This window comes from Rhizobium sp. PAMB 3182 (assembly GCF_052908355.1).
Genome location: NZ_CM128607.1, coordinates 355,069 through 377,354, shown reverse-complemented (window position 1 = coordinate 377,354; position 22,286 = coordinate 355,069). Strand labels below are relative to the sequence as shown.

General features: G+C 62.3%; 19 protein-coding genes. 13 read left to right on the top strand and 6 right to left on the bottom strand.

Annotation, left to right across the window (positions count from 1 at the left end; genetic code table 11):
• Nucleotides 1–17 precede the first annotated feature (17 nt).
• The gene (locus ACU5AZ_RS01935) at nt 18–1,472 is read right to left on the bottom strand and encodes a TrkH family potassium uptake protein (protein WP_446824389.1); all 1,455 of its coding nucleotides are present in this window, start codon (nt 1,470–1,472) and stop codon (nt 18–20) included.
• Nucleotides 1,473–1,585: 113 nt separating this feature from the next.
• Here ACU5AZ_RS01935 and ilvA point away from each other — a divergent pair, with 113 nt between their 5' ends.
• The 3 genes from ilvA (at nt 1,586) to amt (ending at nt 6,617) form a co-directional block, all read left to right on the top strand.
• Entirely contained in the window at nt 1,586–2,848 is a 1,263-nt protein-coding gene (ilvA, locus tag ACU5AZ_RS01930; protein WP_446824388.1) for a threonine ammonia-lyase, read from the top strand.
• Nucleotides 2,849–2,936: 88 nt separating this feature from the next.
• Nucleotides 2,937–3,257 (top strand): HlyU family transcriptional regulator, encoded by a 321-nt coding sequence (locus ACU5AZ_RS01925; RefSeq protein ID WP_446824387.1) that lies wholly within the window; start codon nt 2,937–2,939, stop codon nt 3,255–3,257.
• 204 nt (nt 3,258–3,461) lie between these two features.
• Entirely contained in the window at nt 3,462–6,617 is a 3,156-nt protein-coding gene (amt, locus tag ACU5AZ_RS01920) for an ammonium transporter (RefSeq protein ID WP_446824386.1), read from the top strand.
• 134 nt (nt 6,618–6,751) lie between these two features.
• Here amt and ACU5AZ_RS01915 read toward each other — a convergent pair whose 3' ends face one another.
• Nucleotides 6,752–7,369 (bottom strand): FMN-dependent NADH-azoreductase, encoded by a 618-nt coding sequence (locus ACU5AZ_RS01915; RefSeq protein ID WP_446824385.1) that lies wholly within the window; start codon nt 7,367–7,369, stop codon nt 6,752–6,754.
• 138 nt (nt 7,370–7,507) lie between these two features.
• Here ACU5AZ_RS01915 and ACU5AZ_RS01910 point away from each other — a divergent pair, with 138 nt between their 5' ends.
• Complete coding sequence (locus ACU5AZ_RS01910) at nt 7,508–8,461, top strand: LysR family transcriptional regulator (RefSeq protein WP_446824384.1); 954 nt, start codon at nt 7,508–7,510, stop codon at nt 8,459–8,461.
• Between the two features lie 36 nt (nt 8,462–8,497).
• Here ACU5AZ_RS01910 and ACU5AZ_RS01905 read toward each other — a convergent pair whose 3' ends face one another.
• On the bottom strand, nt 8,498–10,486 hold the full coding sequence (locus ACU5AZ_RS01905; RefSeq protein WP_446824383.1) for a bifunctional 2',3'-cyclic-nucleotide 2'-phosphodiesterase/3'-nucleotidase: 1,989 nt from the start codon (nt 10,484–10,486) through the stop codon (nt 8,498–8,500).
• Between the two features lie 515 nt (nt 10,487–11,001).
• Here ACU5AZ_RS01905 and ACU5AZ_RS01900 point away from each other — a divergent pair.
• A complete protein-coding gene (locus ACU5AZ_RS01900; protein WP_446824382.1) occupies nt 11,002–11,841 on the top strand; it encodes a hypothetical protein in 840 nt (279 codons plus the stop codon).
• 8 nt (nt 11,842–11,849) lie between these two features.
• Here ACU5AZ_RS01900 and ACU5AZ_RS01895 read toward each other — a convergent pair whose 3' ends face one another.
• Nucleotides 11,850–12,311: an Lrp/AsnC family transcriptional regulator gene (locus ACU5AZ_RS01895; protein ID WP_446824381.1), complete on the bottom strand. Its 462-nt coding sequence runs from the start codon at nt 12,309–12,311 to the stop codon at nt 11,850–11,852.
• Nucleotides 12,312–12,468: 157 nt separating this feature from the next.
• On the opposite strand from ACU5AZ_RS01895, the gene ald reads away from it, so the two are divergent.
• Both ald and ACU5AZ_RS01885 read left to right on the top strand, forming a co-directional pair.
• Nucleotides 12,469–13,587, top strand: coding sequence for an alanine dehydrogenase (gene ald, locus ACU5AZ_RS01890; RefSeq protein ID WP_446824380.1), 1,119 nt, complete (start codon nt 12,469–12,471; stop codon nt 13,585–13,587).
• A gap of 212 nt (nt 13,588–13,799) precedes the next feature.
• Nucleotides 13,800–14,480 (top strand): helix-turn-helix transcriptional regulator, encoded by a 681-nt coding sequence (locus ACU5AZ_RS01885; RefSeq protein WP_446824379.1) that lies wholly within the window; start codon nt 13,800–13,802, stop codon nt 14,478–14,480.
• Nucleotides 14,481–14,560: 80 nt separating this feature from the next.
• Here the strand turns inward: ACU5AZ_RS01885 and ACU5AZ_RS01880 are convergent, their stop codons facing one another.
• Nucleotides 14,561–15,427: a LysR family transcriptional regulator gene (locus ACU5AZ_RS01880; protein WP_446824378.1), complete on the bottom strand. Its 867-nt coding sequence runs from the start codon at nt 15,425–15,427 to the stop codon at nt 14,561–14,563.
• A gap of 106 nt (nt 15,428–15,533) precedes the next feature.
• On the opposite strand from ACU5AZ_RS01880, the gene ACU5AZ_RS01875 reads away from it, so the two are divergent.
• The 5 genes from ACU5AZ_RS01875 to ACU5AZ_RS01855 all read left to right on the top strand — a co-directional run bounded on the left by ACU5AZ_RS01875 (nt 15,534) and on the right by ACU5AZ_RS01855 (nt 19,997).
• Complete coding sequence (locus ACU5AZ_RS01875) at nt 15,534–15,938, top strand: tautomerase family protein (RefSeq protein ID WP_446824377.1); 405 nt, start codon at nt 15,534–15,536, stop codon at nt 15,936–15,938.
• Nucleotides 15,939–15,996: 58 nt separating this feature from the next.
• Nucleotides 15,997–16,251: a hypothetical protein gene (locus ACU5AZ_RS01870; protein ID WP_446824376.1), complete on the top strand. Its 255-nt coding sequence runs from the start codon at nt 15,997–15,999 to the stop codon at nt 16,249–16,251.
• Nucleotides 16,252–16,456: 205 nt separating this feature from the next.
• The gene (locus tag ACU5AZ_RS01865) at nt 16,457–17,581 is read left to right on the top strand and encodes an FAD-dependent oxidoreductase (RefSeq protein ID WP_446824375.1); all 1,125 of its coding nucleotides are present in this window, start codon (nt 16,457–16,459) and stop codon (nt 17,579–17,581) included.
• A 214-nt stretch (nt 17,582–17,795) separates the two neighbouring features.
• Nucleotides 17,796–18,746, top strand: a complete 951-nt coding sequence (locus ACU5AZ_RS01860; protein WP_446824374.1) for a helix-turn-helix domain-containing protein — start codon at nt 17,796–17,798, stop codon at nt 18,744–18,746.
• Nucleotides 18,747–18,935: 189 nt separating this feature from the next.
• Nucleotides 18,936–19,997: an alpha/beta hydrolase family protein gene (locus ACU5AZ_RS01855; RefSeq protein WP_446824373.1), complete on the top strand. Its 1,062-nt coding sequence runs from the start codon at nt 18,936–18,938 to the stop codon at nt 19,995–19,997.
• Between the two features lie 76 nt (nt 19,998–20,073).
• On the opposite strand, the gene ACU5AZ_RS01850 is transcribed toward ACU5AZ_RS01855, so the two are convergent.
• Complete coding sequence (locus tag ACU5AZ_RS01850) at nt 20,074–21,279, bottom strand: MFS transporter (RefSeq protein ID WP_446824372.1); 1,206 nt, start codon at nt 21,277–21,279, stop codon at nt 20,074–20,076.
• Between the two features lie 115 nt (nt 21,280–21,394).
• Between ACU5AZ_RS01850 and ACU5AZ_RS01845 the strand changes: the two genes are divergently transcribed.
• Nucleotides 21,395–22,207 (top strand): AraC family transcriptional regulator, encoded by an 813-nt coding sequence (locus ACU5AZ_RS01845; RefSeq protein ID WP_446824371.1) that lies wholly within the window; start codon nt 21,395–21,397, stop codon nt 22,205–22,207.
• Nucleotides 22,208–22,286: the final 79 nt, after the last annotated feature.

Sequence of the window (22,286 nt, the reverse complement as noted above, 5' to 3'; positions counted from 1 at the left end):
ATCAATTGCTCCCGAGCCTAGTTCTTCCAGAACATCGGCATCAGGAGGACGAGGACGGTGAGGATTTCCAGGCGCCCCAGCAGCATCATCAGCGACAGCAGGTAGAGCGGCGGGTCGGCGAAGGTGGAGAAGTTGCCGGCCGGGCCGACGATGTCGCCTAGGCCCGGGCCGACATTCGAGAGCGCCGTGATGACCGCCGAGACGGAGGTCACGAGGTCGAAGCCCATGGCGCCGAGCACGAGGCTGCCGAAGGCCCAGAGCAGCATATAGAGGAAGAAGAACAGGAAGACGGCGCGCTGGGTGTCGGCTTCGACGATATTGCGGCCGTAGCGCACCGAATAGATGGCGTTCGGATAGAGGAGCTTCTTCAGTCCCGTGCGCAGGAGGTTGAAGAGGATGGTGAAGCGGTAGGCCTTGATGCCGCCGGCGGTCGACCCCGAGCAGCCGCCGACGAAGGTGGCGATGAAGGCCGCCATGATCGCGAAGGGTCCCCACAGCGAATAGTCCTCGCTCGCATAGCCCGTGGTCGAGAAGATCGACGCGAAGTTGAAGAAGGAATGCGTGAGCGAGCGCGAGAACGGCACGTCCGACTGGAAATGGTGGTAGATCGCCACCGCCACCGCGAAGGCGGAGACATAGCCGAGGAAGACGAGGATCTGCGGATCGCGCAGCGAATCGAGCCGACCGCGCACGATGAACAGGATCAGGATCGAGAACGGTAGCGAGCAGACCATCATGAAGAAGGTCGAGGCCCAGAGCAGCGCCGGGTTGCGGAAGAAGCCAAGCGAGGCGTCATGGGTGGAGAAGCCGCCGGTCGCCACCGTCGACATGGCGTGGTTCAGCGCATCGAAATGGCCCATGCCCAGAACGTCGTAGGTGATCGCGCAGACGATGGTGATGCCGACATAGACGCCGACGAAGGCGCGGGTGAAGCTGGCGATGCGGGCGAACGGCTTGTCGTTGGTGTCCGACGATTCCATCTTGAAGAAGGACATGCCGCCGACGCGCAGGTAAGGCAGCACGAACAGGCCGAGCGCGACGATGCCGACCCCGCCGAGCCATTGCAGGAGCGAGCGCCAGAGCAGGAGGCCGGGCGGCATGTTGTCGAGCCCGACGATGACGGTCGACCCGGTCGTCGTGATCGCCGAGACCGATTCGAACAGCGCCTGCGCAAAGGTGAGCTTCGCCGCCGAGAAATAGAGCGGAATGGCGCCGGTCAGCGAGAAGGTCGCCCAAAGGATGTTGACCAGCAGGAAGCCGAAACGCTTGTTGAACGGGGTGGAATTGCCGCGCGTCGCCATGGCGGCCGCCAGCGAGAAGCCGAAGGTCATGAAGCCGCACATGGCGAAGATGCGCCAGTCCGGATGGCCGAAATAGAGATCGACCATGGCGGGAATGAACATGACCGTTGCGAGATAGAGGCCACAGATCGCAGCAATGTGGATCGCGGAGCGTATCAGATTGACATTCAATGCGGTGGCATCCCGGCTTTCGCAGACAAGACTGGCGGCAAAGAAACTTTTGTCACCGCTTTCGCCATATGTCATAGCGGGTACGACCGTTAAACTCAATGAGCCCCGTATTGATGACCAAGACCTTTGCCACCCAGGATGTTGATAACGCTGCCGACGCCATGCGCTCGGTGTTTCCCGCGACACCACTGCAACTCAACGAGCACCTGAGCGGGCTCTACGGCGCCAGGGTGTGGCTGAAGCGGGAGGACCTCTCGCCGGTGCGCTCCTACAAGATTCGCGGCGCCTTCAATTTCTTCCGCAAGGCGATCGCCGCCGGCGGGTCCAACCGTACCTTCGTCTGCGCGTCCGCCGGCAATCATGCGCAAGGCTTTGCCTTCGTCTGCCGGCATTTCCAGGTGCCGGGCGTCGTCTTCATGCCGGTGACGACACCGCAGCAGAAGATCGACAAGACGCGCATGTTCGGCGGCGAGTTCATCACCATCCGCCTGTTCGGCGACTTCTTCGACCAGTGCTACAAGGCAGCTCAGGATCATGTCGCCGAGACCGGCGCGATCATGGTGCCGCCCTTCGATCACCCCGATATCGTCGAGGGGCAGGCAACCGTTGCAGCCGAAATCATGGAACAGTTGCCGGAGGGCACGGTGCCGGACCTGATGATCCTTCCGGTCGGTGGCGGCGGCCTGTCGGCGGGGATCACCGGCTATCTCGACGGCGTGGTGAAGCGCGAGAACTTCCTGTTCGTGGAACCAGCCGGCGCGCCGAGCCTGAAGAAGAGCCTGGAAGCCGGCGAGATCGTCACCCTGCCGAAGGTCGACAATTTCGTCGACGGCGCGGCGGTGGCGCGGATCGGCGACCTGAACTTTTCCATGCTCAAGGGGTTTCCGTCCGAGCAGGTGATGCTGCTGCCGGAAAACGCAATCTGCGTGACGATGACGGCGATGCTGAACGTCGAGGGCGTGGTGCTGGAGCCGGCGGGCGCCATGTCGATTGCCGCACTTGCCCAGTTGGGTCCGGAAAGGCTGGCGGGCAAGACGGTCGTTGCCGTCGTCTCGGGCGGCAATTTCGATTTCGAACGGCTGCCGGACGTCAAGGAAAGGGCGATGCGCCATGCGGGCGTGAAGAAGTACTTCATCCTGCGGCTCGCCCAGCGTCCCGGCGCGCTGCGCGACTTCCTCAACCTGCTCGGGCCGGAAGACGACATCTCGCGCTTCGAATATCTGAAGAAATCGGCGCGCAATTTCGGCTCGATCCTGATCGGCATCGAGACGGCGAAGCCGGAGAACTTCGATCGGCTGAGGGCCAATTTCGACGCGGCCGGAATGGGATATGAGGACATCACCGACAACGAAATCCTCGCCAACCTGATCATCTGAGTGACTCAACGTCATTCCGTAAGGTTAGGTTTACCGCGGTTGCATCCGCTGCCTTTGCCTCCTCGTCAAATCGTGATAGACCCCGGTTATGAGCTCTATATTTTCAAAGATTGCCTCCATCTTTTCCTCCGGCGACAAGGGGGCGGCAGCGCCGTCCGCGACACAGTCGGAGGAATATCAAGGTCTTATGATATTCGCCGAACCGATCAAGGAAGGCGGCCAGTACCGCCTGGCCGGACGGATCGAGAAGCGCGGGGACGGCGGCACGCTGGTGCGTTCCTTCATCCGCGCCGACCTGTTCTCGTCGTCCGACGAGGCGATCGAGTTCACCTTGCGCAAGGGTCGGCAGATCATCGACCAGAATGGCAAGCATCTGTTTGCCGATGCCGAAGGCTCGCGCCCCGTCTGATACGTCAACTCCTTGATTTGCTCTGAAGCATGATGCAGGCGGACCGATAGCGGGCCGGGCAGTCATCAGTCGTGCGCTGGTTGCAGTGCGCTGCACACGCAATGTTAACGCTTGGGACTTAGCATCCGTAAAACTTTAGTGTTTTCGGATGAATCCATTTCAATGCGCTTTGGTGTGACTGGAGCAATTTTAACCGGTTTTGCGTTGGCCCTGACCGGCCACGATGCGAAGGCTGCCGAAGCGGCCAGGGACATCACGCTCGGTCTGGATTTGAGCTGGATGCTTCTGGCGGGCGCGCTCGTCATGATGATGCAGGTCGGCTTCCTGCTGCTCGAAGCCGGTTTGGTGCGCTCGAAGAACTCCGTCAACGTCGCACAGAAGAACCTCCTCGATTTCGTCTTCGGCGTCGTCGCTTTCGCAGCGATCGGCTTCATGATGGGCTTCGGCCATGACAACGGCTTCGTTGTGGGCTGGGATCCGGACTTCTATTTCCTCGAGAAGCTGGATTCATGGCAGGCGGGCTTCTTCGTCTTCCAGGTGATGTTCTGCGGCACGGCGGCGACCATCGTTTCCGGTGCTGTCGCCGAGCGCATGCGGCTCTGGGTCTATGTGATGGGGTCGCTGGTCCTGTCGGGCCTCATCTATCCGGTCTTTGTGCATTGGGCCTGGGGCGCTGCGCTGTTCGAAAACCCGTCGGCTTACCTCGCCAATCTCGGTTTCATCGATTTTGCCGGTTCGACCGTCGTGCATGCGACCGGGGGCTGGGTGTCGCTCGCGGCCTGCATCGTCATCGGTCCGCGCATCGGACGCTTCGACGCCCGCGGCAACCCGGTCCGCATCACCGGTCATTCGCCGGTGCTGGCGACGACCGGCGCGCTGCTGCTCTATATCGGCTGGATCGGCTTCAATGGCGGTTCGACGCTCAAGGCGGTGCCGGATATCGCCCGCATCATCCTCAACACCGTGCTGGCCGGCGGCATGGGGGCCTGCGTCGGCTATTGCGTCGGCTATTTCCAGGATGGCCTGATCTATCCGGAAAAGTCCCTGTCCGGCCTCCTGGGCGGCCTTGTCGCCGTGACCGCCGGCTGTCACGTGCTCGGGCCGGGCGGCGCCTTGCTGATCGGCGCTGCCGGAAGCCTTGCCGCCGTCTACGGCAATATCTGGGTCGAACGCCAGTGGAAGGTGGACGATGCGGTCGGCGCAATCGGCGTGCATGCCTTCGGCGGCGTGGTCGGCACACTCGGTCTTGCGGTGCTGGCGCCGGCACACGTGCTGCCGGCGGGAAGTGCCCTGGGGCAGCTCTATATCCAGACATTCGGTTCGCTGCTGAATTTCTACTGGACCTTCTGCACCGGCTTCGCCTTCTTCTGGCTTCTGAACAAGCTGACGCCGATCCGCGTGTCGGCCGAACAGGAGGAGATGGGCCTGAACGTCGCCGAGCACGGAACCCGGCTCGGCGTCGGCCATGTCGAGGATGCGCTCGGCGGTCTTCTGGGCGGCGCTAAGGATTTCAACAAGCGTCTGCCGGTCGTCGCCGGCGACGAAGCGGAGAAACTGACCGACCTCTTCAACCGCCTGATGGACAACCTCGAGGACGAGGAGCGCGAGCGGGCACAGCTTGAAAAGATGAAGAGCCAGACGGAAGAGGCCGAGCGCGTCTCCGCACTGTCAAATGCGACATTCGAGGCCATCGTCATGATCCGCGACGGTATCATCGTCGATGGCAACGACCAGCTCGTCACCCTGGCCGGCAGGCCGATGGAGACGCTGATCAATTGCTCGGTATACGAGCTCATCGCGCCGGAGGACCGCGAGCGGGTGAGGGCGGTTCTCGACGCCGAAAGCACCGAGGAATACGAGTACCACCTGCTGCATACCTCCGGCGAGCGCATACCGGTCGCGGCGCGCGGCCGAATGATCCGGTACAAGGGCGAGACGGTTCGGATCGGCTGCATCGTCGACCTGCGCGAGCGCAAGGCGGCGGAGAAGAACATCATCCATCTTGCCCAGCACGATCCGCTGACCGGGCTTGCAAATCGCAGCCTGTTCAATCAGCAGCTCGCGAAGGCCGTCGAAACGGTGCTTGAAAGCGAGCAGGTGGCGCTGCTGCTGATCGACCTCGACCGGTTCAAGCTGGTCAACGATATCCACGGGCATCCGGCCGGCGACGAGGTCATCCGCGAAGCGGCGCGGCGATTGAAGCAGGTGTCGGGTCAGGGCAGCATGGTCGCCCGCCTCGGCGGCGACGAATTTGCCGTGATCGTCACGGGCGTGACGTTCCAGAACCAGATGACCGATCTAGGCATGCGCATTGTCCGCGAACTGTCACGGCCGATCCAGATCCGCGAAGGGCTGGAGGTGCAGGTCGGCGCCAGCGTCGGCATCAGCCTCAGCCCCGAGCACGGCCTGGATCCGGAGCTTCTGGTCGCCCGCGCCGACATCGCGCTCTACCATTCCAAGGAGTCCGGCAGAAACATCTGGCACATGTACCGGCCCGGCATGAGCGAGCTCACCGAAAAGCGCCGGCAGCTCGAGGCCGACCTCGTGACTGCGATCGACCGCAACCAGTTTGAACTGCACCTGCAGCCGCGTGTCGATTCCGCCACCGCCAAGATTGTCAGCTACGAGGCGCTGCTGCGCTGGACGCATCCGGAAAAGGGCGCCATCAGCCCGGTGGATTTCGTTCCGGTCGCGGAGGTCTCGGGCAAGATCGTGCAGATCGGCGAATGGGTGATCGAGGAAGCCTGCCGGATCGTCAAGTCCCATCTCGGCAACCGCCACATCTCGATCAATGTCAGCCCCATCCAGTTTCGTCAGGTGGATTTCCTGCCGCGGCTGATCGAGATCGTCGAGGCGAACGGGGTAAACCCCGAGCAGATCGAGCTCGAAATCACCGAAAGCACGCTGATCGAAGACGACAAGCGGGCGCTGCATCTGCTGAAGGCACTGAAGGCCAAGGGCTTCTCGATCGCACTCGACGACTTCGGCACCGGTTATTCCTCGCTCGGCTATCTCAGCCGCTATCCGTTCGACACGATCAAGATCGACCGTGAATTCGTCAAGAATCTCACCGTATCCGAAAACGCGACGCTGATCATCCGCACGATCATCGCGCTCGGCTCCGGGCTCGGCATGCGCGTCGTCGCCGAGGGTGTCGAGACGGTGGACCAGGCGGTGTTCCTGTCGCTGTCGGGATGTGATCAGCTGCAGGGCTTTCTCCTCGGGCGGGCGAAGCCTGCCGACGAGCTGCAGACCGAGATCGAGCCCGCCATCATGAACCAGATCATCACGAGCGTCCGGCAGGAGAGGCCGCATGTCTCCGGTCGCAATGACGTCGCTCCGATATCCAGGCCCGCCTGACGGCGGCCACGTAAGGCCCCTCGGGCAGGTGCCGTTTCGAAACGTTGGACGTAAAAAGGGCGCGGTCTCCAATGAGGCCGCGCCCTGTCATTATGAATTGTTGAAAAGATCTATAGTGAACTTACGCTTGAAAATCAGGCTGCTTCAGAAAACTGCTGGACCTTGGCCTGCGCGTCTGCGATCGCCTTTTCCGCCGCTTCCGGTCCGAAGGCGAGGCCTTCGACATAGATGACTTCGACGTCGGTCATCCCGAGGAAGCCGAGAACCGTCTTCAGGTAGGGGATGGCGTGGTTCATCGGGGCTGCCGGGCCTTCGGAATAGACACCGCCGGAGGACAGCACGATGTAGACCTTCTTGCCGGTGACAAGACCCTGTGGGCCGGTCTCGGTGTACTTGAAGGTGTGGCCGGCGCGGGCAACGTTGTCGATCCAGGACTTTAGCGTCGAGTAGATGTTGAAGTTGATCAGGCCGGTGGCGAGGATGACCGTGTCGGCGGCCAGCAATTCGGCAACCAGCTTGTCGGAGTAGTCGGCGGCAGCGGCTTCATCGGCGCTACGGTCGGCCGGCGCCTTGCGGATCGCATTGGTCGAAATGGTGTCGAGGTGCGGCACAGGCTCGGAGCCGAGATCGCGGTGAATGATGCCGTTGTTGGCAGCCTTGGCGGCAAGCTTTTCGGCGAGTTCGGTGGCGACCTTGCTGGAGAGCGACTCGGAACCGCGCGGGCTGGATGTAACAAGCAAAATATTGGACATTTCTGTACCTTTCGTCATTGAAATCAATGGCCGAGCGTTGTCCCCCCGGCTGTCTTGATGAATTAGATAAGTCAGATGATTAATATATAAAACCATGATAATATGGATTGATATCATCGAATTATTGGATGGGTACCCATGCAGCCAAATCCGACGCTCGATCAGCTCCAGGTGCTGATCGCCATTGCCGACACGGGCTCCTTTTCCGCCGCGGCGCGCCAGCTGAACAAGGCCCAGTCGGTCGTCAGCTATGCGATCTCCAATCTGGAAGACCAGCTGCAGCTCGATCTCTTCGACCGCAGCGGTTCGCGCCAGCCGGTGCTGACGGAGGCCGGCAAGGCGGTGCTGGAGGATGCGCGGCGGATGGCGGCGCAGCTTGACGCCTTGCGCGGCCGGGCCGCCGTCCTGCGGGAAGGCCTCGAGGGCGAACTGAAGCTCGCCGTCAGCGTCATGGTGCCGGAGCAGGCCCTGGTGGCGATCCTTACTGCGTTCCAGAAGACATTTCCAACGGTGCAGCTGAACGTCAACTGGGGATCCGGCTTCATGGTCAGCGACATGATCGAGACCGGCAACGCGCATCTCGGCATCGGCGGGGCGGTGATGAAGGTCGAGGACGGGATCATCGTCGAACGGCTGAGCCAATCCTATATGCTGCCGGTGGCGGCGGCCGACCATCCGCTGGCGAAACTCAACCGCCCGCTGCTGGTCGCCGACGTCCGCGACGAGGTGCAGATCGTCGTCTCCGACTCGACCGGCCAGACGCGCGGACGCGACTTCAACGTCTTTTCCATGCGCACCTGGCGGGTGGGCGACATGATGACCAAGCATACGCTGCTGCGTGCCGGGCTCGGCTGGGGCGGCATGCCGGGCGCGATCGTCGAGAAGGATATTCGCGATGGGCGGCTGGTGCGGCTGCAGATGGACATGTTCGAGACGTCCAATTTCCCGATCTTCGCGATGTGGCGGTCCGCAAGCCCGCCGGGACCCGCAGCGCGCTGGATGATGGAGCAATTCCGGCAGTTCCTCGGCAAATGCCCGTCCGACATGCACGAGGCCCTGGGCCTTCTGCCCCCCAAAGCCGCCGCGGAGTAATCCGCAGCGGCATTGGACAGGGCCGGACGGTCGTAGTCAGAGCACCAGGCGGAACCTGGCGAAACCGTCGGCGCCGTCGCCGGCATCCTCGATCCTGGCGCTCTTGACCGAGGCCGCATACTGGCGGCCCTTCGGACCGGTGTCGAAGACGGCGGTGGTGCCGTCCATCGGCTTGAACGACCAGTTGTCGTCCGCCGACGGGTTGATGGTGCCCTGTTCTATGATGTAGCGCACGACCACGTCGCGGTTGGTGTCCGGACCGACGAAGATGACCTTGCTGTCGTTGATGTCCGGGAAATTGCCGCCGCCGCCGGCACGGTAATTGTTGGTGGCGACGACGAACTTCTTGTCCGGATCGATCGGCTTGCCGTCGAACTTGAGGTCGACGATGCGGCCGGCACCGTCTGACACCTTCTTGCCGTCCTTGTCGAACATCGCCGGCTGCGACAGGTCGATCTGGTAGGTAACACCGTCGATGACGTCGAAATTGTAGGACGGGAAATCCGGGTTGAGCAGCGGCGCGTCTTTCGCACCCGGTTCGACCTGGTTGAACATGCCGGCCGACATTTCCAGCCAGTTCTTGACCTCCGCGCCGGTGATCAGCACGGCGCGCACGGTGTTCGGATAGAGATAGAGGTCGGCGACGTTCTTGATGGCGATGTCGCCGGCAGGGACATCGGTGTAGTAGTCCGCGCCGCCGCGGCCGCCGGCCTTGAACGGGGCTGCCGCCGAGAGCACCGGATAGTCCTTGTATTCCGTGTCCTTCAGCATGTCCTTGATGTACCAAGTCTGGGCGATCGAGACGATCTGCACCGACGGATCGTCGGCGACCAGCGCGAAGTAGGAGTAGAGCGGCGCCGACGTCTTGCCGACCGGGGTGCGGACATAGGCGAGCGTTTCCTCATGCTCCTTTTTCACCGCGTCAACGATGCGTTCGTCGCTCTTGACGTCGGCGACGATCTTCCGGTCTTCGGTGCGGTGGTAGATCGGCCGCGCCTCGGTGGTGAAGTCGACGACCTTCCAGGTCTTGCCGTCCTTTTCGAGAAGCAGGTCGATGAGGCCCATATGCGAGCCCCAGAAGCCGCCCATGACGGCGGGCTTGCCCTGCAGCGTGCCGCGCACCGGATCGACGCCGGCCATGCCGTCCCAGGTCTTCGGTCCGGGGAAGACGAGATGCTGGTGGCCGGTAAAGACCGCGTCGATGCCGTCGACGCCGGCGACATAGAGCGAGGCGTTTTCCATGCGCTCGCCGGGGCCGGTCGCATCGATGCCGGAGTGGGAGAGGGCAATCACGATATCGGCGCCTTCCTCGCGCATGGCCGGCACCCAGGCCTTGGCCGCCTCGACGATGTCGCGGGTCTGCGCCTTGCCTTCGAGGTTCTTGGCGTCCCAAACCATGATCTGCGGCGGCACGAAGCCGATGAAGCCGACCTTGACCGGGCTCATCTCGCCGGAGCCGTCCTTGATCTGCTTTTCAAGGATGACATAGGGCTTGAAGAACAGGTCATCGTCCTTCGGGTCGGACGCCAGCTGGCCCTTGGTCAGGTTGGCGCAGACGATCGGGAAATTGGCGCCGTTCAAGACGTTGAACATGAAATCGAGGCCGTAATTGAACTCGTGATTGCCGAGCGTGCCGCAATCATAGCCGAGCATGTTCATGGCCTTCATCACCGGATGCATGTCGCCGGCCTTGATACCCTTCTTGTAGGCCATGAAGTCGCCCATGGGATTGCCCTGCAACAGGTCGCCATTGTCGATCAGCATCGAATTGCCGGCCTCGGCACGGATCCCGTCGATGATCGAGGCGGTGCGGGCAAGACCCATCGTGTCGTTCGGCTTGTCGGCATAATAGTCGTAGGGCAGCAGGTTCACATGGATGTCGGTCGTCTCCATGATGCGCAGATGCGCCTGGTTGGCGGCGGCATGCGCGGCAAACGGATGCAGCATGATGAGGGCCGAACCGGCGGCAAGGCCTCCGAGCAGCGAGCGGCGGGTGAGCGCGGTGGAGGAGAGGAGGTGGGGCATTGTCTGTCTCCCGAAGTCGAGTTCGATGACGTTTGGTCGGGCGCCGAGCCCTCCCGGTGCGGTTGTCGATACGTCTGAATTGATGGCGGGATGATGACAGCGACGGTTTGGGATGGCCAGACGAAAAATTGTCCCTTTGGTAAAATAATTCGTCGCAGGGGAAAGAGCTGGGGCAGGGCGATGCTCGCTTGATTTTCGGTGCGTCCCGACCGGATTCGAGGAGGAAACCCGGCCATTCGGTGAGATCGGGCGTCCTCGCCGAATACGGCGTCACCGCCGATCTCGAGTTGGTCCGCAAAACGAGGTCAAGGATGCCTGCGAGCGGATGCCGAAGAGCGTGAGAAGCATCGGTCTACGACCGATATCGCGAGTGCTTGATCCTATTCGTCGGCCTGCAAGTTTCGGTGCACCAGCAAATCTGGTGGGGTCATTTTTTGCTTTATCATAGGTTGTTGTAAATTATAAAATACACGCTATAGTTAATTTAGTTCGGTGCGCCAGTATAGGGGGTGGTGATGCCTTTCAATTTCAGGGACTGTATTATCTGTGCGAGTATTTGCGGTGCGTTGGCTCCATCTGTGGTTGGGGCTTTGTCGGGATTTACCGGACCGGAGGGCGGCGCGTGGCTGGTCGCGGCTTTCGCAAGCTCCTCCAGCTTCGTGGCTATCTTTGGGCCGAAGATCGCCCTGGGGCTGCTTCTCGTTTTAGTGGGTGTCGTTACCGCCTTGTATGTCGCGACGCCGGCTGATGCCAAGACGGCCTTTATCAATGGCATAAGCGCGCCGGCGCTGATTACGACATTGATTGCCAACGTGCCGGCGAGTGCCTCAACGGACCAGGTGCCCAATGTCGGCGTCGTGAAAGACACTATGGTCACATCGGAGCTCGAATTCCGCGAGCGCGCTGTTCCATTCCGCATCTTCACCGCAGCATATGCCGAGGACGTGGGGACAGGCGTGTCGGGTGGCGCGGGAGTCTCGGTGAACGACGGTAGCCTGCTCAAGGATCAGGTGTTGAAGTTCCAGATCCAAGAAATTCAAGGCGACTGCTCTAGCTGCACGATCGAGTTTTTCGATGCCAGCGGAAAGGCGATCGCCGATTATCCGCTAGGCGACAAGGGCGCGCTTGTGGAAGTTCCCGTGCCCGACGACAGTGGCACCGCAACCATCAGCGGCATCGAGGGGACGAATGCCGGCCAGTTTGATGTCCAGTCGGCGCTGTCCGCTCAAGACAAGGCGGACGGAGCCATCTTTGTCGGCAAGACGCGAAGCTTCGAAAATGACCTTCTGAATACATTCGGCAACAGGGCGGTCCTGCCTTACGATCTGCAGTTGAAGGTCGACCCGAATTCATAAACTGGCCCTCACAGCCCCACGTTCGGCCGCTCGATGATCTCTCTGAGCGCAAAGGACGAGTTGATCTTGACGACGTGGGGCAGGGCGGAGAGCCAGTCGCGGTGGATGCGCTCGTAGTCTTCGAGATCCTTGGCCGCCACCCGCAGGATGTAGTCGTACTCGCCCGACATCAGGTAGCAGACGAGCACGTTGGGACAGCGTTTGACGGCGGCCTCGAACTCGGACAGCGTCTTGGCGAACTGTCCGGAAAGCGAGATGTGGACGATCACCATCATCTTGTAGTCGAGCGCCTTGTGCGACAGGCGGGCGTGATATCCGGAGATCACGCCCGACTTTTCCAGGATGTCGAGGCGCCGCGAACAGGCGGAGGCAGACAGGCCGATGCGCTCCGCAAGCTCGGCATTGGTGATCCGCCCCTCCTTCTGCAGGACGCGCAGGATCGAAACATCGACGGTATCCAGGTCGCTCATTCGCACACTCTTCGATTTCTCTCGCTTCCACGCAATTTTCGTCGAAAAATGTGTTTGCGGCAATAGGACTTTGCAAGGACATTGCCCGGCCGGAATGGTTCACTCGCCGCATCTGACAAGGACGCCGGCGCAAGACCGGCGAAAGAGAGGAACCAAGATGATCGTAGGCTGTCCCAAAGAAATCAAGAACCACGAGTACCGCGTCGGCCTGACGCCGGGCGCCGTGCGCGAATATGTGGCCCATGGCCACCAGGTGATCGTCGAGACGAAGGCCGGGGCCGGCATCGGCGCGGACGACGCGGCCTATATGGCGGCCGGCGCGAAGATCGCCGCCAGCGCCAGGGACATTTTTGAAAAGGCCGACATGATCGTCAAGGTCAAGGAGCCGCAGCCGTCCGAATGGGCGCAGCTGCGCGAAGGCCAGCTGCTCTACACCTATCTGCACCTTGCGCCCGATCCGGAGCAGACGAAGGGTCTTCTCGAATCCGGCGTCACCGCCATCGCCTATGAGACCGTGACCGACGAGCGCGGCGGCCTGCCGCTGCTGGCACCGATGTCGGAAGTCGCCGGCCGGCTGGCAATCCAGGCCGGCGCCACCTCGCTGCAGAAGGCCAATGGCGGCCTCGGCATCCTGCTCGGCGGCGTGCCCGGGGTGCTGCCGGCGAAAGTCACCGTCATCGGCGGCGGCGTCGTCGGTCTCCATGCCGCCAAGATGGCCGTTGGTCTCGGCGCCGACGTGACGATCCTCGACCGCTCGATCCCGCGCCTGCGCCAGCTCGATGACATCTTCAACGGCCGCATCCACACGCGCTATTCGACCATCGATGCGCTGGAAGAGGAAGTCTTCGCCGCCGATCTCGTCATCGGCGCCGTGCTGATCCCCGGTGCCGCCGCGCCGAAGCTCGTCACCCGCGAAATGCTCTCCGGCATGAAGAAGGGCGCGGTCATCGTCGACGTCGCCATCGACCAGGGTGGATGCTTCGAGACCTCGCATGCCACCACCCACTCCGACCCGACCTACGAGGTCGACGGCGTGGTGCATTACTGCGTCGCCAACATGCCGGGCGCCGTGCCGGTGACGTCGGCCCACGCGCTGAACAACGCCACGCTGCACTACGGCCTGGCGCTGGCTGATCGCGGCCTTGCCGCCATCACCGAGGACAAGCATCTGCGGAACGGCCTCAACGTCCACAAGGGCCGCATCACCAACAAGGCCGTCGCCGAAGCGCTCGGCTACGATCTGGTGCAGCCGGACGCCGCCATCAAGGCTGCATAAGAAAGACGGGCGCAGGCCCGCTGGAAAATCGTCGATGACGACACTGGGTCAGCCGTCTCCCATCCGGCTGGCCCTTTTTTGTTGCCTGATTTTTCAATGGCTTGGGCGAACCAGATATAAAAAGATAGGTTTTAGATATATCGAACATCTTGCAGGCGGGGTGAGATGGGATTATTTACGATATATCGAAAACATATCTTGAAGGAAAAATCATGTTCAAGCACATGCATGACAAGGACCACGACAGGGGCCATGAAAACGGCGAAGGCCATTGCGGACACGGTCGCCATCGCCGGCACCGTGAAGAGTTCATCGCCATGCTGGCCGCCAAGGGCGGGCCTTTCGGCCGCGGCTTCATGGGCGGCAGCCGCGGCGGCCGCGGCTTCGGTGACGATGGCGACGGACCGCGCGGCGGTCGTTTCCTCGGCCAGGGCGACATTCGCACACTGGTGCTGATGCTGATCGAGGACGAGCCGCGCCACGGCTACGAGATCATCAAGCAGATCGAGGAACTGAGTGCCGAGGCCTACGCGCCGAGCCCGGGCGTCATCTACCCGACGCTGACCTTCCTCGAGGAGGCCGGCTATGCCGCGATCACCGAGTCGGAAGGTTCCAAGAAGCGCTATGCCATCACCGAAGAGGGCCGGGCCTATCTCGAGGAGAACCGGGCGCTCGCCACCATGCTGTTCGAGCGGCTGAAGGCGATCGGCGAGAAGGCGAGCCGCATGCGCAAGTGGCGCGACGAGATGCGCGGCGGCCCGGACCTGCCGAAGAGCGTCGAGGCGGCGATGATGAACCTCCGCGAAGTCGTCGCCCGCAAGCTGGAAAAGGATCCGGCAGCCGCCACCGACATCGTTCGCAAGCTGCTGGAGATGGCCGACGGCGTCGAGTGATCAATGACCCCAAAGGCTTGCCGAAACCGCCCGGAGCGATCGTTCGTTCCGGGCGGTTTCGTTTTGTGGGGGGCGACGGCCTATTGCAGCTGTTCGGCAAGAATGTTGCGCACGTCGGTGACGAAGGCGGCTTCGCCGGTCTTCGGCGGCGTCAGGAAGAAATCGACGTCGCGCATGGCCGGCAGGCCGAATTTTTCGCCGACAGCCACGGCACCGGGCGGCACGGCGGAAGCGTTGAGGCAGGTGACGCCGAGCCCTGCCGACAGCGCCAGCTGCGCGCCGGCAATGCCGGAGGCCGAATGCGCCAGATCGAAGGCGATCTCATGTGCCGTCAGTTGTTCGACGACGTGCTGGCGCAAGCGGCATGAGCCCCTGAGCGCGATGACGGGCAGCGGAGCGTTGCCGGGGCGGGCAAATGTTTCGTCGGCAACCCATCGCAACGTTTCGCTGCGAACGGGGCGGCCGATGGGCGCGTCGGGCGAATTGGCTTCCGGAATGCGCATGAAAAGGCCGATATCGACGTCCCCTGGCGCCGTCTCGATGACCGAGCTGCTGACGACGGCGACGTGCAGGCGCAGATCCGGATAGGTGAGCCGGATTTTCTTCAGCGTCGTGGCGATCGTCGCCGGCTCGAAATAGTCGGTGATGGCAAACCGCACCTCGCCGGCAAGGCGCAAGCCTTTCATATCCTGGAATGCCGTGTCGTTCAGCGCCAGGATGCGCCGGGCGTGGCCGAGCAGTCGTTCTCCGGCCGCCGTCAGCTGTGTGCCGGCCTTGCTGCGCAGGAAGAGCGCCGTGCCGCAGGTCTCCTCCAGCTTGCGAATCTGCTCGCTCACCGCCGATTGCGATCGGCATAGCCGGGGTGCGGCGGCCGTCAGGCTGCCGGTATCGGTGACGGTCACGAAGGCATGCAGAAGGTCGAGATCGAAACGGGCCACATCATCCACCAGAATAACCGATGGATGATACCATATATTCCCGCTTTTCAGATGAAAAGGCCGGGGCTAGGCTTTTCTCATCCGAACGACAGAGGTTTGAGCGAAGGAGACCCAAATGCCCGGCATCACACTGACACTATCCGGTGAAAAAGACCCGTCACAAACTGCGCGGCTGGCAGACGAGGTTGCGGAGCTGACCTGCCGCATATTGCGCAAGGAGCTCGAGCGCACGACGGTCATCGTCCGGCACGTGGCCCGCGAGGACTGGTTCATCGTCGGAAAGTCGCTCGCAGCCCTTGACCGCAATGCCTTCCGGCTCGAAGTGGCGATCACCGACGAGACCAATACGCGCGAGGAGAAAGCCGTGTTCCATCGCGAGGCCTTCGCGCTTCTCTCGGAGCGGATCGGCAACCTGCATCCGCATTCCAACATCCACATCATCGACTGCCGCGCGACAGCTTATGGTTACGGCGGCGTCACGCAGGCGGAATACGCCTTCCGGCGCATGGCGGGCGCGTGATGATCGTCGAGATCGTCGCCTACGAGCTGCCGCCCGGCACGGGGCGCGGGCAGAGGCGATGACGCTCTTGCGCCAGTCGGCCGGAAAATGGCTGATGAACAGCGACCTCGTCGGGAAATACTATTTTCTCGATGAGGGGCGCTCCGTCGGTGGCGGTGTCTATCTCTGGCATTCGCGCGCCGATGCCGCCCATTGGCATGGCGAGGCCTACCGCAAGATGGTCGCGTCGTTCTACGGCTCGGCCCCTCGGATCGACATCTTCGACGCCCTGATCCGGGTCGATCCGACAGCGGGCGTGATCGCGGAGCTGTGAGCCTGTCGCGCTTGATCGTCTCGTCAGACTGGACTATGTCTCAAGTGTCGCGAAAAACGATTGGCCATTCTTGCCATCGCGTACACGTCAGCCACGCCTCGCGTGGCTCGGCCAGCGTCTCCCACAAAACCGCCTGACGAGATCAGGTCATTGCAGCCGGCAGCGTCGATCGACGCCGCCTGTCTGCGTTCAAAGGAGCGCAATAATGGAACATGCGATTACAATCATCGGCGCCGGGCTCGGCGGTCTCACACTCGCGAGGGTCCTGCATATCAACGGAATTGCAGCAACCGTCTACGAAGCTGAGGCCTCGGCAAGCGCGAGGCTCCAGGGCGGGTTGCTCGACATGCACGAACACAACGGTCAGATCGCCCTGAAGTCTGCGGGCCTCTTCGATGAGTTCCGTACGCTCATCCGTCCCGGCGAGGATGCCAAACGCGTCGCCGACAAGGATGGCCGTATCCTGCTCGACTTGCAGGGTAGCCGGACCGGCAGCCGTCCGGAAATCGACAGGGGTGACCTCAGGCGCATTCTGCTCGAATCTCTCCCTCCGGAAACGATCAAGTGGGGCCACAAGGTGACGTCCGTAGTGGCGCTCGGCGACGGCCGGCACAAGGTCGACTTTGCCAATGGGGCCAGTGTTGTTTCCGATCTGCTCGTCGGCGCGGATGGCGCGTGGTCGAAGGTCCGGCCGCTCGTATCCGATGCCAGGCCGACCTATACGGGCACATCCTTCGTCGAGACATGTTTGTTCGACGGCGATACACGCCACAAGGCGAGTGCAGATCTCATCGGCGGTGGAACGCTGATGGCGGTTGCTCCGGGAAAGGGCATTCTGGCGCATCGAAATGCGGATGGAACGCTGCAGGCCTATGTGGCGCTGAACAAGCCGGAGAACTGGTTCGACGCGATCGACTTCAGCGACCGGAAAACCGGCCTGGCGCAGATCACCGAAGAGTTCGAAGGGTGGGCTCGGGACCTGACCGTCCTCATCACGAAGAGCGATGCCGATCCCGTGATCCGCCCGATCCATGCGCTGCCCGTCGGGCATCGATGGACGCGTGTGAAAGGCGTGACGTTGCTCGGCGATGCTGCGCACCTGATGTCACCGTTTGCCGGCGAAGGCGCGAACCTGGCGATGTATGACGGCGCACGGCTCGCGGAGGCGCTGGTTACCGCTTCGGGTAACATCGAAGGCGCGCTTGCCGCCTATGAGGCCGAGATGTTCGCTCGAAGCGCCGAAGCGGCCGAAGAGAGCGCGCGTAACCTCGAACAGTTCTTCAGCGATGAAGCACCTCGAAGCGTGGTGGCCCTGTTCAACGGACATTGAGAGGCGGGACAGCTTGCCGCGCTGGGTTTGCGCTCTGCGCGTCAGTCGCTATCACATGGGGTGACCGAGTGATGATCCGTGCTAATGGATGCCCATGCCTTCGATACCGCTGCCATTTGTCATCTGCCTGATTCTTTGCCTCATCCTGGTGCGCATGCTCCGGCAGGCCGATCGCGGGCTGGGGCTCTTTCCGCTGCTCGTTGCGTCCTTCGCCGTGCAGTCGGCGATGTCCGGGTTGAGCTGGAATGTCGGCTGGCATCCCGCGCATCTGATCCAGCCGGTCATCGCCGCATGGCTGCCGGCGCTCTCCTTTGCCGCATTTGGCCAGCTAAGGCGCAACAGCCCTATGAGGTCTTCGGACATGCTGCCGCATCTGGTGCCGGCGGTCGTTACAGCCCTCCTCGTTGCCTTTTGGCGGGCGCCGCTCGACGCTGTGCTCTTTATCATTTACTTCGGATACGGCTTGGCCTTGCTGCGGATTGCGCGGCAGGGGCCGCAAGCATTGTCTGCCGTCCGGATTGCCGACGAGTGGACAGCGTACAGGGCGCTCGTGGCAATGGCGATCATTCTGATCGTGACGGCCATTCTCGACGCCATCGTGTCGCTCGACTTCGCATTCGGGGATGGCAGGCAGGCCCGGACGCTTCTGAGCGTGGCAAGCGTGCTCTGGCTGGCCATCGCCGGATATGCCGCGACCGTCGCCGAGAGAGCCCGTCCGGAAAGCGAGACCGATGGCTCTGACGGGGGGACTGCGTCATCCTCTTTGTCAGAGCCGCCTACGGCGAGCATTGAAGATGATCAGGCGATTGCACGCCGCATCGATCTGCTGATGTGCGAGCAGCATCTCTATCGCGACCCGGACCTTACGCTGGAGCGTCTTGCCCGGCGGGCAGGCATCCCAGGGCGGCAGATTTCCGCTGCACTGAACCGGGTGCATGGCCGCAATATCTCGCAGATCGTCAATGAATATCGGGTCGGCGATGCCAAGCGCCGATTGGCCACGACCAGCGAGCCGGTGACAAGCATCATGCTGGAATCCGGTTTCGGCACCAAATCGAACTTCAATCGCGAATTCCTGCGTGTCACGGGCATGACCCCAAGCGCTTTCCGGCTTGCGGGTGGCGACGTCCCGGCGGCAGCAGAAGCGAAAGCAACCGCCTCCTAGGTATTCCGCCAACATCATCCGCAAAGCGACCTCAATCGCGATCATGGACGTCCTAGATCGTGATCAAGGTCGCGGCCGCTTCGGATTCGGGCAAGTTGCAGCCGGCCCTCAATCTCGTGCCCCACCGGACATTGACCGGATGGCGGAGAACGACGGCATATCGCGGATTCAGCGCAAGAGAGGAACGAGATGAAACCCTTTATGACAAGAGCCGCCTTGATCTGCCTGGCAGTATCAGCAGTGCTGACGGTACAACGTCCCGCCCTTGCCAGCGAGTTTGTTGGCGTACGAGAGGTCGCGGCTCCGTCGAAGGAGCGAGGAAGCAATCTGGCGGTGACTGTGTGGTATCCGGCGGAGAAGGGTGGCACGTCCGCCACACTTGGTGAGAGTGCGTTCTTCGTGGGCACGTCCGCCATGGCCGACGCGCCGATCGCGGCAGGAGAATATCCTCTGATCCTGCTCTCCCATGGCGCGGGCCTTGGCGGCACGCCGCAAGCGATGAGCTGGATTGCAACACCATTGGCAAAGGCGGGCTTCATCGTGGCGGCCCCCACGCATCCGGGAAACGGTGGCGCCTATCGATCCGCCGAGGAGACGATCAAGCTGTGGCTGAGGCCCGGGGACATCACCGCCACTTTGGATGCGGTGGAAAATGATCCAACGTTCAAGCGAGGGGTCGAAGCGAGCAGTGTCGGTGTGCTCGGGCTTTCCATGGGGGGCAATACCGCCCTGGTGCTGACCGGCGCGCGAATCGACCCAGTTCTTCTTGCGGGCTATTGCGACACCGATAGTCTCAATGCATCGCTTTGCGGATGGATGCGACAGAGCGGTATCGATCTTCACGCCATTGATATGAAACGTGCCGCTCGCGATTACAGCGACAAGCGGATCCGGTTTGCCATGGCAATCGATCCGGCACCGGTCGATGTCCTGCGGCCCGATTCATTCGCGAACATTGCGATACCGGTCGAGATCGTCAATCTCGGTCAGGCCGGACATATCCCCCGGACCGCACTTGCCTCGGGCGTAGCGAAGACCATTCCGGAGGCGACATATGCGACGATCGCGGATGCGAGCCATTACAGCATGTTCGGCGAGTGCAAGCCGGGGGCGGCCGACCTTGCCGAGACCGAGGACGTCGGCGATCCGATCTGCTCGGACGGCACGGGACATTCACGCCTGAAAATCCATCAGCAGCTGATCAAGATGACGACGGACGCCTTCGAGCGGGCCTTGAAGGCAAGCCGCTGACTGGATGTCATCACTGTCGCGAAAATCGGGCGTCGAACCCGGATTTTCGCGACAAGTGTCAGTACTGCCGCTGATCCTAGTGCGACCGCCGCTTCTCGATGTCCGGCAGGAACATCGTCAGGATGCCGAAGGCGGGGAGGAAGGCGCAGAGGTGATAGACGAACTCGATGCCCTTGATGTCGGCGAGTTCGCCGAGTAGGGCGGCGCCGATGCCGGCAATGCCGAAGGCGAAGCCGAAGAACAGGCCGGCGATCAGCCCGACCTTGCCCGGCACCAGCTCCTGCGCGAAGACGATGATCGCCGAAAAGGCCGAGGCGAGCACGACGCCGATGATCACGGTCAGGATGGCGGTCCAGAACAGGTTGGCATAGGGCAGGGCGAGGCTGAAGGGCAGCACGCCGAGGATCGATATCCAGATCACCACCTTGCGGCCGATCCTGTCTCCGACCGGGCCGCCGATCACCGTGCCGGCGGCGACCGCGCCGAGGAAGACGAAGAGGAGCAGCTGCGACTCGCGGATCGTCAGGCCGAACTTCTCGATCAGGTAGAAGGTGTAGTAGTTCGTCAGGCTGGCGAGATAGATGTATTTCGAGAAGACCAGCAGGCCGAGAATGGCGATCGCGGTCAGAACCTGCTTGCGCGGCAGGCCTTCGCGCACGGCGCTGCCGGCGCCTTTGCCACGCTTCAGGTGGTTCCCGGCATACCAGGCTCCGACCCGCCACAGGACGAGGATGGCGAGCAGGGCGGCTGCCGAGAACCAGGCGATGCTCTTCTGTCCGTTCGGAAGCACGATGAAGGCGGCGAGCAGCGGCCCGAGCGCCGTGCCGAAATTGCCGCCGACCTGGAAGAGCGACTGCGCCAGTCCGTGCCGGCCTCCGGAGGCCATGCGGGCGATGCGCGACGATTCCGGATGGAACACCGACGAGCCGAGGCCGATCAGGGCGCTGGCGACCAGCATGAGTTCGTACTGGTGGGTATTGGCGAGCAGAATGAGCCCAACCAGGGTGAAGCCCATGGCCGCCGCCAGCGAATAGGGCTGCGGATGCTTGTCGGTGTAGATGCCGACGAGCGGCTGGAGCAGCGAGGCGGTCACCTGGAAGGTCAGCGTCATCATGCCGATCTGGCCGAAGTCGAGGCCGTAATTCGACTTCAGGATCGGATAGACGCCGGCCAGCAGCGACTGCATCATGTCGTTGAGCATGTGGCAGAAGCTTAACGCGGCAATGATGGTGAAGGCCGTCGTGCCGGCCGCGGCGCGGTCGGCGGTTGTGGCGTCGGTCATGGATGTCTCCGTAGGGCGTTTTTTGTCGAATGTGTTCTTTGCCTGCAAGGTATAGAGGGTTGTTCCGGCCTGCTTTCGTGGTATGGTCTATTACTATCGCAAGTGGGCCAATTGCATGCACTTCAGAATCCTCAACTCACCTGTGCCGGAGAGCCAGGAACAGTCGCTCGAGCGGCTGGAGCGGACGACCACGCCGCTGGTCGCCAAGGCAAGCGAATGCCCGGACGGCTTCGTCGTTGCGCCGCACGCCCACAGCCGCGCGCAACTGATCCATGCGCTGACGGGAGTGATCACGGTGTCGACGGCGTTCGGGCGCTGGATGGTGCCGGCCGGCCATGCGCTGTGGATCCCGGCCCATGTCGTGCATTCCGTCGTCGCAAACGGCGATGTCAGCCTGCGCTCGCTCTATGTCAAACCCGGCGCGGTCGAGGGATTGCCGGAGACGAGCCGGGTCGTCGGCATGACCGATCTGATGCGCAGCCTGATGATCGAGGCGGTGAAGTTTCCCATGGGCTGTGCGCCCGAGGGCCGGGCCGGGCTGATCATGGCGCTCATTCTGGAGGAGATACCCAATCTGCGCGAACTGCCGCTCGGCCTGCCGTTCCCGGCCGATCCGAAACTGGCCGGGCTTTGCGGCCGGTTCGTGCAGGACCCGTCGGCCGGCGCATCGATCGACCACTGGGCCGAACGGCTGGGCATGAGCCGGCGCACCTTCACTCGCTTCTTTCGCCGCGAGACGGGCCTGAGCCTCTCCGACTGGCGCCAGCAGGCAAGCATTTTCGCGGCCCTGCCGCGGCTGGCGCGCGGCGATCTGGTGACCAATGTCGCCCTCGATTTAGGCTATGACAGCCCGGCGGCCTTCACCGTCATGTTCAAGCGTATGACCGGAGTGGCGCCCAGCACCTACCTGCGCAACGCGGAGCCGTAGGCGCATTGCAATTGCGGGTCTGCCACCCTTGAAATCATCGATCACCTCAAATAGATACGAAAAATAATATATATAAGGC